Origin of the sequence: Streptomyces olindensis, from assembly GCF_040645895.1 — a bacterium.
Taxonomy (GTDB): Bacteria; Actinomycetota; Actinomycetes; order Streptomycetales; family Streptomycetaceae; genus Streptomyces; species Streptomyces olindensis.
This window is the reverse complement of sequence record NZ_JBEYZD010000074.1, coordinates 32,793-43,565: the sequence shown is the minus strand read 5'-3', so window position 1 is coordinate 43,565 and position 10,773 is coordinate 32,793. Positions and strand designations below refer to the sequence as shown.

The 10,773-nt window shown below is 74.6% G+C and carries 9 protein-coding genes; 5 read left to right on the top strand and 4 right to left on the bottom strand.

Annotated elements, in window-relative coordinates; all coding sequences use genetic code 11:
* Positions 1 to 223: 223 nt before the first annotated feature.
* The 5 genes from ABZ948_RS33525 to ABZ948_RS33505 all read left to right on the top strand — a co-directional run bounded on the left by ABZ948_RS33525 (position 224) and on the right by ABZ948_RS33505 (position 6,720).
* Positions 224 to 517 carry a DUF503 domain-containing protein gene (locus ABZ948_RS33525; protein WP_010042759.1) on the top strand — a complete coding sequence of 98 codons (294 nt, stop codon included), beginning with the start codon at positions 224 to 226 and terminating at the stop codon, positions 515 to 517.
* Between the two features lie 45 nt (positions 518 to 562).
* Positions 563 to 1,015 carry a 30S ribosome-binding factor RbfA gene (gene rbfA / locus ABZ948_RS33520; RefSeq protein WP_311688512.1) on the top strand — a complete coding sequence of 151 codons (453 nt, stop codon included), beginning with the start codon at positions 563 to 565 and terminating at the stop codon, positions 1,013 to 1,015.
* Entirely contained in the window at positions 1,012 to 1,917 is a 906-nt protein-coding gene (gene truB, locus ABZ948_RS33515; RefSeq protein ID WP_359765982.1) for a tRNA pseudouridine(55) synthase TruB, read from the top strand. Before rbfA ends, truB begins: the two co-directional genes overlap by 4 nt.
* 256 nt (positions 1,918 to 2,173) lie before the next feature.
* Positions 2,174 to 5,617 (top strand): trypsin-like peptidase domain-containing protein, encoded by a 3,444-nt coding sequence (locus tag ABZ948_RS33510; RefSeq protein ID WP_359765980.1) that lies wholly within the window; start codon positions 2,174 to 2,176, stop codon positions 5,615 to 5,617.
* A gap of 149 nt (positions 5,618 to 5,766) precedes the next feature.
* Positions 5,767 to 6,720 carry a bifunctional riboflavin kinase/FAD synthetase gene (locus ABZ948_RS33505; RefSeq protein ID WP_359765978.1) on the top strand — a complete coding sequence of 318 codons (954 nt, stop codon included), beginning with the start codon at positions 5,767 to 5,769 and terminating at the stop codon, positions 6,718 to 6,720.
* Here the strand turns inward: ABZ948_RS33505 and ABZ948_RS33500 are convergent.
* The 4 genes from ABZ948_RS33500 to ABZ948_RS33485 are packed head-to-tail and all read right to left on the bottom strand — an operon-like array spanning position 6,717 to position 10,760.
* Positions 6,717 to 7,790, bottom strand: a complete 1,074-nt coding sequence (locus tag ABZ948_RS33500) for an oligopeptide/dipeptide ABC transporter ATP-binding protein (protein ID WP_359765976.1) — start codon at positions 7,788 to 7,790, stop codon at positions 6,717 to 6,719. The genes ABZ948_RS33505 and ABZ948_RS33500 overlap by 4 nt on opposite strands.
* Positions 7,787 to 8,806, bottom strand: a complete 1,020-nt coding sequence (locus ABZ948_RS33495) for an ABC transporter ATP-binding protein (RefSeq protein WP_359765974.1) — start codon at positions 8,804 to 8,806, stop codon at positions 7,787 to 7,789. Before ABZ948_RS33495 ends, ABZ948_RS33500 begins: the two co-directional genes overlap by 4 nt.
* Entirely contained in the window at positions 8,803 to 9,717 is a 915-nt protein-coding gene (locus ABZ948_RS33490) for an ABC transporter permease (protein WP_359765972.1), read from the bottom strand. Before ABZ948_RS33490 ends, ABZ948_RS33495 begins: the two co-directional genes overlap by 4 nt.
* Positions 9,714 to 10,760, bottom strand: a complete 1,047-nt coding sequence (locus ABZ948_RS33485) for an ABC transporter permease (protein WP_359765970.1) — start codon at positions 10,758 to 10,760, stop codon at positions 9,714 to 9,716. The genes ABZ948_RS33490 and ABZ948_RS33485 overlap by 4 nt, the downstream gene beginning before the upstream one ends.
* Between the last annotated feature and the right edge of the window lie 13 nt (positions 10,761 to 10,773).

Sequence of the window (10,773 nt, the reverse complement as noted above, 5' to 3'; positions counted from 1 at the left end):
GGTTCGTGGTACTGGTACAGGTCGATCCGGTCGGTGCCGAGCCGGCGCAGGGACGCCTCCACCGCGTAGCGGAGGTAGGCGGGCCGGTGGGCCGTTGGGGCGCGGTGCGCGCGGGAAAACCCGATCGAGCACCCGCCCCGTTCGCGGTAACGTTCCTGGTGTCCCTGCCACCCATACCGGCAGGGCCACCGATCCCGTACCGGCGGGTCATCCGGATACACACATGTACGTGGGGACTCTGTCCTTCGACCTGCTCCTCGGCGACGTACGGTCGCTGAAGGAGAAGCGCTCCGTCGTCCGCCCCATCGTCGCCGAGCTCCAGCGCAAGTACGCGGTGAGCGCGGCCGAGGTGGACCACATGGACCTCCACCGCAGGGCCGTCATCGGCCTGGCGTTGGTCTCCGGCGACGCGGGGCACCTGAGCGAGGTGCTCGACCGGTGCGAACGGCTGGTCGCCGCCCGCCCCGAGGTGGAGTTGCTGTCCGTCAGGCGGCGCTTCCACGGTGAAGACGACTGACGAACCCCAGAACGAACCGGACAGGAAAGAACGGGAGACGGACCAGTGGCCGACAACGCGCGGGCTAAAAGGCTGGCGGACCTCATCCGAGAGGTGGTGGCCCAGAAGCTGCAGCGCGGGATCAAGGACCCGCGGCTCGGCTCGCACGTCACCATCACGGACACCCGGGTCACGGGTGACCTCAGGGAGGCGACCGTCTTCTACACCGTGTACGGGGACGACGAGGAGCGCGCGGCGGCCGCCGCCGGCCTGGAGAGCGCCAAGGGCATCCTGCGCTCCGAGGTGGGCCGGGCCGCTGGCGTGAAGTTCACGCCGACCCTGACCTTCGTCATGGACGCCCTGCCGGACAACGCCCGCACCATCGAGGACCTCCTCGACAAGGCGCGCCAGTCCGACGCGAAGGTGCGCGAGGCGTCCGCCGGTGCGAAGTACGCCGGTGAGGCCGACCCGTACCGCAAGCCGGACGAGGACGACGAGACGGACGACACCGCCGAATGACCCAGAAGCACACCACGCCCGACGGCCTCGTCATCGTCGACAAGCCGTCGGGCTTCACTTCGCACGACGTCGTCGCCAAGATGCGCGGCATCGCCAGGACACGACGCGTCGGGCACGCCGGCACCCTCGACCCGATGGCGACGGGCGTCCTCGTCCTCGGCGTCGAGAAGGCCACCAAGCTCCTCGGCCACCTCGCGCTGACCGAGAAGGAGTACCTGGGCACCATCCGGCTCGGCCAGAACACCCTCACGGACGACGCCGAGGGGGAGATCACCTCCTCCACCGACGCCTCCCGGGTCACCCGGGACGCCGTCGACGCCGGTGTCGCCAAGCTGACCGGCGACATCATGCAGGTGCCGTCCAAGGTCAGCGCCATCAAGATCAACGGCGTGCGCTCCTACAAGCGGGCCCGGGAGGGCGAGGAGTTCGAGATCCCGGCCAGGCCCGTGACGGTCTCGTCCTTCGGCGTCCACGACGTCCGCGACGCCGTCGCCGAGGACGGCACGCCCGTGCTCGACCTGGTCGTGTCGGTCGTCTGCTCCTCCGGCACCTACATCCGGGCCCTCGCCCGCGACCTGGGCGCCGACCTGGGCGTCGGCGGACACCTCACCGCCCTGCGCCGCACCCGCGTCGGCCCCTACAAGCTGGACGCGGCCCGCACCCTGGACCAGCTCCAGCAGGAGCTGACCGTGATGCCGGTCGCCGAGGCCGCCGCGGCCGCGTTCCCCCGCTGGGACGTCGACGCCCGCCGGGCCAAGCTGCTGACCAACGGTGTACGGCTGGACATGCCCGACCAGTACGCGGGCTCCGGCCCCGTCGCCGTCTTCGACCCGGAGGGCCGCTTCCTCGCCCTCGTCGAGGAACAGCGGGGCAAGGCCAAGAGCCTCGCCGTCTTCGGCTGACGGACCGCGGGGCGCCGTCCGCCCGTGGAGCGGCGACCACGGGGTACCTCCACTGCCGCCGCTCCACGGTCCCCCCTCGGTTCCCCCACCCCTAGGGTGTATCCAGCCGCCCCGCTTCCTTCACCCGTCTGTGCGGGCGCTCGGAGTGAACCGGGGGAGCGGAAGGGGGCGCTTTCGCAGAGCGATCTGTCCCGCTGATCATCCCGCCCCTACTGTCGAACACAAGGGCACGGGTGTACGGCGGGGAGGCTCGACGATGACGTCGCGGAACCGGTCCCGGGAGACACACGACAGCGCAGCAGGCTCCCAGGACCACCCCGGAACAGCGCAACAGACAACCGGAACAGCGTACGCAGACCGGGCGGCCCCCGGCGAGGCTCTCGTCCGCATCCACGACCTGGCCGGCCGGCCCCGGGGCACCGGCTTCCTGGCCGACCACCACGGCACGCTCGTCACCAGCCACGAGGCCGTCGACGGACTGTCCCGGCTCGTGCTGTACGGCGCCGGCGACCGGACCCGGGTCGTGACCGCCGAGGCCGTCACCCCGCTCCCCGCGCTCGATCTCGCCCTTGTCCGCACCGAGGGGCTCGGCGTGCCGCCGCTGCCCGTCACCGTGCGGGGCGGCGCGGCAACCGGCGCCTACGTGCGGATCGCCGCCGGAGGCTGGCGCGAGGCGCGGGTGCTGGGCACGACCGACGTGACCTACGCGGCCACGGACCGCTACCACAGCGTGGAGGGCGCGCTGGAGCTCGCGGTCGGCACGGCAGGGCGGGACGCGCTGCGACTGGGCGGCGGAGCGGCCGGCGGCCCCGTGCTCGACGCCGGGACGGGCGCCGTCGTCGGCGTGCTCGGCACGGCGCTCAGCTCCGGCCACCGCGACGTCGGCTTCGCCGTACCGCTGCACGCCCGGGTGCCCGGCGCGCCGGGACCGCTCGCCGGCCTGCTCGCCGAGAACGCGGCGACGGTGCCCGCCTACGGCCCCGACCTCAACCTGGCCGGGGTGCTGGAGCTGACCGGCACATCGGCCGGGCTGGACGGCCCGCCCGGCGGCACCGGACTCCCGGAACCGGTCGAACGGGCGGCGGTGATCGCCGGGATCGACGCCTTCACGGCGGGCCCGGCGGCCGTACTCGGCCTCGTCGGGCCACCCGGCAGCGGCCGCACGACGGAACTCGCGGCGCTCGCCGCCCGCCGCGGCCGCGACGGGCACCCCACCCTGTGGCTGCGCGGCTGCGAACTGCGCGAGGAGGACGGGTCGGTGGCGGACGCGGCCCGCCGGGCACTGACCCGGGCCCTCCCCGTCGTGGCGGCCGCGCGCGCCCCCTTCCCCGTCGACCCGGGCGACACTGCGCCCGAGCGCCTCGCCCGCCTCGCCGGCTCCCATGGCCGCCCCCTGCTGCTCCTCCTCGACAACCCGGAGGAGATGCCGCCGGCCCTGGCCCGCCGCCTCGCCGACTGGACGGACGGGACGGTCCGGTGGCTGCGGGAGACGGGCGTGCGCCTGGTCGTGGCATGCCGGACGGAGTACTGGGAGGAGGTGTCGGACCTCCTGGACCGGCCCGCGTGCGTACGTCTCGGCGACCTCACCGAGGAGGAGGCGAGGCAGGCCCGCCTGCGCCACGGCATCCCGGAGAGCGCCCTCGTCCCCGCCGACGCCCGGCACCCGCTCACCCTCCGTCTGCTCGCCGAGGTCAGGGCCACCCTCGCCGACGCCCCCGGCCCCCCGCACGCCGGCACCACCGACCGGGACGGCGTCCTCTCCGCCTACCTGGACCTGATGTCCCTGCGCGTCGCCCAGCGCCTGGCCGCCGGGAACGGCCTGCGCGGCACCGCCGTACGCCGGCTGGCCGCCAAGGTCGCCGGGCAGGTGCACGAGGCCGCCCGGCGCAGCCTCGGCCCCGGGCCCGGGGACCTGGACCGGGAGACCTTCGAGGAGGTGTTCCCGTGGGGGCCCGCCCCGGCCCGGCTCGGCGGCACCACCGGCTGGGCGTCGGCCGTCCTCGCCGAGGGCCTGCTCGTGCCCGCCGGCCCCGGCTACCGCTTCGCCCACGAGGAACTCGCCGACTGGCTCCAGGGCATGCACCTCGACCTCGACGAGGCCCTGCACGCCCTCGTCCACCGCCGCGAGGGCCCGCAGCCCGACCCCGTCCCGCACCACCGCGTCGGACCCGTCGTCCAGGCCCTGCTGTGCCTCGCGCGCCAGCACGGCACGGACCGGCCGGCCGCCCGTCTCGCCGACCTGGTGCACGCCCTGGACGCCGACCCCCGGTCCTGGTGGGCCGCCCGGCTGCTCACCGGCACCCTGGCCGCCGTGCCCGACGCGACGCCGTACATCGAGGTGCTGCGGCTGCTCGCCGACCGGATCGTGGCCTGGCGGCGGCTGGGGCGGCCGGTGCCCAAGGAGGCGGGGCCCGCCTTCTGGACGGGGCTGCGGCTGCCGGAGGCCGTGCGCTGCGCGCTGCTCAGGCGGCTGGTCCACGCCGACGGCCCGCCGTGCGAGGCCGGCCCGCGCTTCCTGGACGCCGTCGCCGGTCTGCTCGCCGCCGACCCCACCGCCGTCCAGCCCCTGCTCGCCGACTGGTTCGACGACGAGCAGCCCCTGCCCGCCACCCCGCACGCGACCGTGGCCACGGCCGCCCAGGCGCTGCTGCACACCCACCGCCACACCGCCCTGGACGAGCTGGCGGACGTGCTCGTCGACCGCGCGCACCGACGGGCCGGGGAGCTGCTGGCCGTGCTGGCGGAAGAGGAACCGTCGGCGGTGTGCCGGGCCGTCGACCGGTGGGCACGCGACGAGCGGCCGGCACGCCGGCGCGCCGCGATGGAGCACGGGCTGCGCGTCGCGCCGCACGCGACCGCCGGGGGCGACCGCGCCCTCCTGCGCTACGCGGCCCTCACCCTGCTCGCCCGCCCCGCCGACCGCGCCCTGCACGGCGGCGCCCTCGCCCTCCTCGTCCAGGACCCGCACACCCGGGCCCGGTACCTGCCACGGGCGCTGGAGCACTTCGCGGCGGGTGACCCGCAGCTCCCGCCGGACGCGCTGGCCCGTGCCCTCCCGGCCTGCCCCGAGCCGGTCCTCGGCGCCTTCGCCGCGCGGCTGGAGCGGCCCGACCCGGAGGACGCCCTGCGGGCCCTCGCCGACGCCACCCCGCCCGGCCTGGCCCGCCGGGTCGCCACGCTGCTCCGGGAGGCGGTGGAGCGGCGGCCGGAACTCGCCGGGCAGGCGGCCGCCTACGTGGACCAGCGGCTCGACCGGGGCCCCGCCGCCCGCGCCGTGCTCCTGCCCCTGGTCACCGGCCTGCTGGAGGGCGGCCCGGTCCGGCTGCGGTGCGCCCTCGCCACCGTCCTCACCCCGCCCGGCATCCCCGCCTCCCGCCCGCTGCGCCGCGAACTGCGCGACGCCCTCCTCGCCCGCGAGCACGACACCGACGTCCTGGACGCCCTGCTGCACGCCGCCGCCCGGAACGGCGGAGACGACCTGCGCGACCTCGTCCGCCGCATCGGCCTGCTCCTCTCCCGCACCCCGGAGGGCGCGCGCCGCTTCGACCGCGCCCTGGTCGATCTCGCCCGGCACGTGCCCGGCTTCGCCGCCCGCGTGGCCGGCTGGCTGGCCGACGCGCCGGGGGAGTGGGCGGCGCTGGTCGGGCCGAGCTGCCACCGGACGATCGAGAACCTGGCGGGCGTACGCGTCCCCGCCTGACCGGCGCGGGGTGCCGTGCGCCCGGTCACAGCCCCCATGCCGATGCGGGCGGCGGCGACCCGGCATGGCACCCTTAGACCTGCGCACGAGGCAACACGGACAACCGACCGGACACGGGTTCGACGAGCTTTCGACAAGGAGCAGGCACAGTGCAGCGCTGGCGTGGCTTGGAGGACATCCCCCAGGACTGGGGGCGCAGCGTCGTCACCATCGGCTCCTACGACGGAGTCCACCGCGGACACCAGCTGATCATCCGGCATGCCGTGGGCCGCGCACGGGAGCTGGGCGTGCCCGCCGTCGTCGTCACCTTCGACCCGCACCCCAGCGAAGTGGTCCGCCCCGGCAGCCATCCGCCGCTGCTCGCGCCGCACCACCGCCGCGCCGAACTCATGGCGGACCTGGGTGTGGACGCGGTGCTCATCCTCCCCTTCACGACCGAGTTCTCGAAGCTGTCCCCGGCCGACTTCGTCGTCAAGGTGCTCGTCGACAAGCTGCGCGCCAAGGCGGTCGTCGAGGGCCCCAACTTCCGCTTCGGCCACAAGGCCGCGGGCAACGTGGAGTTCCTCGCCACGCAGGGCAAGACCTACGACTTCGAGGTCGAGGTCGTCGACCTGTACGTGACCGGCGAGGCGGGCGGCGGTGAGCCGTTCTCCTCCACGCTGACCCGGCGTCTGGTCGCCGAGGGCGACGTCCAGGGCGCCGCGGAGATCCTGGGCCGGCCGCACCGGGTGGAGGGCGTCGTCGTCCGGGGCGCCCAGCGCGGGCGCGAACTGGGCTTCCCCACCGCCAACGTGGAGACGCTGCCGCACACGGCCGTCCCGGCCGACGGTGTGTACGCCGGGTGGCTGCACGCCCAGGGCGAGGCGATGCCGGCGGCGATCTCCGTCGGCACGAACCCGCAGTTCGAGGGGACCGAGCGGACGGTGGAGGCCTACGCCATCGACCGGGTGGGGCTCGATCTGTACGGGTTGCACGTCGCGGTCGACTTCTTGGCGTTCGTGCGGGGGCAGGCGAAGTTCGAGACGCTCGAGGGTCTCCTGGAGCAGATGGCCGAGGACGTCGAGAAGTGCAGGGAGTTGGTGGCGGCCGACGGGGCTGCCTAGTTCGCTGGTGGGCCGTCTGCGGGTGTGTGGGGGCTTGTCGCGCAGTTCCCCGCGCCCCTAAGGGGCGAGTGCGAAACCGCCCAGTGACAGGCGACCTGCGAGTCACCGTCCCCGCTCAGCACCTCCAAGGCCTGGTGCCTGCACGCGTCCGCCACGCCCGCCCGCTCCGCCTCTCCACCCGCCAGGATCTGGCAGCGCACGTGGAAGCGGCACCCTGACGGGATTCGGGACGGGTCCGGGGGCTCGCCCGTGAGGACCACCGGCGTGCCCGGGGCCTCCGGGAGCACCGACAGCAGCGCCTGCGTGTAGGGATGCCGCGGTGCCGTCAGCACCTGCTCCACCGCCCCCGTCTCCACGATCCGGCCCAGGTACATCACCGCCACCCGGTCGGCGATGTTCCACGCCAGGCCCAGGTCGTGGGTGACCACCAGCGCGGACAGGCCGAGGTCGGTGCGCAGCCGGAGCAGCAGGGCGAGGATCTCGCCGCGCACGGAGGCGTCGAGGGACGCCACCGGCTCGTCGGCGACGAGGAGTTCGGGTTCCAGGACCAGCGCGCCCGCGATGACGACCCGCTGGCGCTGCCCACCGGACAGCTCGTGGGGGTAGCGCAGGAAGAAACGCTCCGGGGGACGCAGGCCGGCCCGGGACAGCGCCTCGGCGACCGCGGTCCGTTCGTCGCCGCCGTAGCCGTGGATGCGCAGGCCCTCGGCGACCGCGTCGTACACCGTGTGCCGGGGGTTGAGCGAGCCGCTCGGGTCCTGGAGGACCAGCTGGACGCGCTTGCGGTACGCCTTCAGGGACCGGCCGGAGTAGTCCAGGGGGCGGCCGTCGAAGGTCACCCGGCCCGCGGTCGGCTCCACCAGGCCCAGCAGACTGCGCGCCAGGGTCGTCTTGCCGCAGCCGGACTCGCCGACCAGGGCGACGATCTCGCCGCGCCGGATGTGGAGGTCGACCCCGTCCACCGCGCGGGCCCGGGGACCGCCGTGCCGGCCGGGGAAGGTCACGTGGAGGCCCCTGGCGCTCAGCAGAGGCGCCGTGGTGACGTCGGGGGCCGTGGGGGAGAGGGTCATGGCGTGCCGGGCCTCGCTTCCTGCAGCGCTTCCGGATCCTGAGGCTCCGCGTCGGGCACGTCCGGCGGCGGCCCGGCCAGGACGCAGGCCGCCCGGCGCTCCGGCCCCGCCTCCCGCAGCGCCGGGTCCTGCTCGGCGCATGACTCCAGCGCCACGGGGCACCGGGGGTGGAACGTGCACCCGGACGGCAGCGCGGCCGGGTCGGGCGGGTCGCCCGCGAGCCCCTGCGGCGCGAACCGGGAGCCCGGATCGCCGATGCGCGGGAACGCGGCGGACAGGGCCTTGGCATACGGATGCCGGGCGTCCTCGTACACCTGCCGGGCCGGGCCCTCCTCGACCACCCGGCCCGCGTACATCACCGCCAGCCGGTCGCAGGTGTCGGCGAGGACCGCCAGGTCGTGGCTGATCATGATCAGGCCGAGGTCCTGGTCCGCGACCAGCTGCTCGATGAGCCGCAGGATCTGGGCCTGGATCATCACGTCGAGCGCGGTGGTCGGCTCGTCGGCGATGACCAGCCGGGGGTCGCAGGCCAGCGCCATGGCGATCATGACGCGCTGGCGCTGGCCGCCGGACAGCTCGTGCGGGTAGGCGCCGGCACGGGCGGCGGGGAGACCGACCTGCTCCAGCAGCTCGCCGGTCTTCTTCCTCGCCCCGGCCGGCGTCGCCTTCCGGTGCAGCAGGATCGGCTCGGCGATCTGGTCGCCGACGCGGTGCACGGCGTTCAGGGAGTGCATCGCGCCCTGGAACACGACCGAGGCGCCGGCCCAGCGCACCGCCCGCACCCGGCCCCACTTCATCGCCAGCACGTCCTCGCCGTCCAGCAGGACCTCACCGGTGACACGGGTCCCGGACGGCAGCAGCCGCAGCAGGGCCAGGGCCAGCGTGGACTTGCCGCAGCCGGACTCGCCGGCCAGCCCGAGCTTGTGGCCCGCGTCCAGGCGCAGGTCCACCCCGCGCACGGCGGCGGCCCCGCCCGGATACGTCACGGTCAGGTTCCTGACGTCGAGGAGACTCAACGCGACACCCCCAGCCTGGGGTTGAGGACGGACTCCACGGCCCGTCCGCACAGCGTGAACGCCAGCGCCACCACGGCGATGGCGATGCCCGGCGGCACCAGGTACCACCAGTCCCCGGCACTGACCGCGCCCGCCTCCCGCGCGTCCTGGAGCAGCCCGCCCCACGAGACGACCGTCGGGTCGCCGAGGCCGAGGAAGGCGAGGGTCGCCTCGGCGAGGATGGCCGAGGAGATGATCAGGGTCGTCTGGGCCAGCACCAGCGGCATCACGTTCGGCAGGACGTGCCGGGACATGATGTGCCAGTGGCCGCCGCCGAGCGCCTTCGCCCGCTCGATGTACGGCCGGGTCTCCACGGCGAGGGTCTGGGCGCGCACCAGACGGGCCGTGGTCGGCCAGGTGGTGACGCCGATCGCGATGACGGTCGTGGTCAGCGAGCGGGACATCACGGTCGCCAGGGCGATCGCCAGCACCAGCGTCGGCATCACCAGGAACCAGTCGGTGACCCGCATCATCACCGTCGCGTACCAGCCCTTGAAGTGCCCGGCCGTCACCCCGATCAGGGTGCCGATCGCGACCGACAGCACGGCCGCGAGCAGCCCGACCAGCAGCGACACGCGCGAGCCCCAGATCACCAGGCCCAGCAGGTCCCGGCCGAACTGGTCGGTGCCGAGCGGGAACTCGGCGCTCGGGCTCTGCATCGGACGCCCCGGCGCGTCCGTCACGCTGCTCACGTCGGAGCCGACGAACAGGGGCGCGAACAGCGCCAGCAGCGCGCACAGGACGAGCACGGCCAGGCCGTACAGCCCCGCCCGCTCCGCCCGGTACTGCCGCCAGAAGCGGGCGACGGACGCCCGGCGGCGCTGCCTGGCGAGGGCGCGCGGGCTCGGGGCCGGTCCGGTCGTCGTCGTCATCGGGCCACCCGGGGGTCCAGCAGCGGATACACCAGGTCGGCGAGGGTGTTCATCAGGATCACCGCGGCGGCGAACACGAAGAACAGGCCCTGCACCAGCGGCAGGTCGGGCACGCTCAGCGCCTGGTAGAACAGCCCGCCGAGGCCCGGCCAGGAGAACACCGTCTCCACGAGGATCACACCCGCCACCGTCCGGCCCAGGTTGATGAAGATCAGCGTCACGGTCGGCAGCAGCGCGTTCGGCACGGCGTGCCGGCGGCGTACGAGGTCGTCCCGCAGCCCCTTGGCCCGCGCGGTCGTCAGATAGTCGCTGCCCATCTCGTCCAGCAGCGCCGACCGCGTGACCAGCAGCGTCTGCCCGTACTCCACCGCCACCAGCGTCACCACCGGCAGCACCAGGTGGTGCGCCACGTCGAGGACGTGACCGAAGCCCTCCTCGCCGCCCGACTCCATGCCGCCGGTCGGGAACAGGCCCGGCAGCGGGCCGATGCCCACCGAGAGCACGATGATCAGCAGCAGCCCGAGCCAGAAGGACGGGATGGAGTACAGGGTGAGCGCGAGGCCGGTGTTGACCCGGTCGCCGAGCCCGCCGCGCCGCCACGCCGAGCGGGTGCCCAGGAAGATGCCGAGCGCGGTGTACAGGACGAAGGCGGTGCCGGTGAGCAGCAGGGTGTTCGGCAGCGCCTCGGTGATCTTGTCGACCACGGGGGCGCGGAACTGGTACGACGTGCCGAAGTCGCCCGTGAGCGCCTTGCCGCAGTAGTCGGTGAACTGCCGCCACAACGGCAGGTCGAGCCCGAACTCCTCGCGGTAGGCGGCCAGCTGCTCGGCCGAGACCTGACGGCCGCCGGTCATGGTCTTCACCGGGTCGCCGGGGATCAGCCGGAAGAGGAAGAAACTGGTGACGAGGACGGCCAGCAGCGAGACGGCCGCACCGGCCACCTTGCCCGCCAGGTACCGCGGGTACGGGGAACGCCTGCGTACCCGCGGCCCGGCCGCCGTCTGCCTGTCCTCGACCAGCGCGGGGGTCGCGTCAGCGGTCATGAGTGCCCGGTCG

What these genes read in the sequence shown, in the direction of transcription:
- ABZ948_RS33485 (WP_359765970.1), bottom strand. Translation starts at nt 10,760, where the DNA reads ATGACCGCTGACGCGACCCCCGCGCTGGTCGAGGACAGGCAGACGGCG.
- ABZ948_RS33510 (WP_359765980.1), top strand. Translation starts at nt 2,174, where the DNA reads ATGACGTCGCGGAACCGGTCCCGGGAGACACACGACAGCGCAGCAGGC.
- ABZ948_RS33500 (WP_359765976.1), bottom strand. Translation starts at nt 7,790, where the DNA reads ATGACCCTCTCCCCCACGGCCCCCGACGTCACCACGGCGCCTCTGCTG.
- truB (WP_359765982.1), top strand. Translation starts at nt 1,012, where the DNA reads ATGACCCAGAAGCACACCACGCCCGACGGCCTCGTCATCGTCGACAAG.
- ABZ948_RS33525 (WP_010042759.1), top strand. Translation starts at nt 224, where the DNA reads ATGTACGTGGGGACTCTGTCCTTCGACCTGCTCCTCGGCGACGTACGG.
- ABZ948_RS33490 (WP_359765972.1), bottom strand. Translation starts at nt 9,717, where the DNA reads ATGACGACGACGACCGGACCGGCCCCGAGCCCGCGCGCCCTCGCCAGG.